General features: G+C 68.2%; 1 protein-coding gene. It reads right to left on the bottom strand.

The features are described 5' to 3' along the window. On the bottom strand, positions 1-236 hold a 236-nt coding region (locus R0J88_RS23455; protein WP_410901385.1), incomplete at both ends, for a nitroreductase family protein.

The raw sequence follows: 236 nt of genomic DNA, 5'->3' as shown, positions 1-236 counted from the left end.
CGGCAACTCGTCCTCGTTCAGCCGCAGCGCGTCGGCGAGCGCACGGTGGTTGATCCAGCCGCGCACGACCGTCCCGAGGCCGGCCGACGCGCAATATAGCGACACATTCTGCGAGATGGCGCCGGCCGCGACTGCCGCGAACACGTCGCGTTGCTGCGGCGGCATGTCGAGTATCGCGGAAGTGCGTACGACATAGACGAGGTCGAGCGGCGCTCGGCCGACGAAGGCCTGATAGC

The sequence above is a fragment of the Pseudoalteromonas sp. SIMBA_162 genome (assembly GCF_046535955.1).
Taxonomy (GTDB): Bacteria; Pseudomonadota; Gammaproteobacteria; order Enterobacterales; family Alteromonadaceae; genus Pseudoalteromonas; species Pseudoalteromonas marina.
Note: the sequence above shows the minus strand (reverse complement) of the source record. Positions and strands in the feature narration are given on the sequence as shown.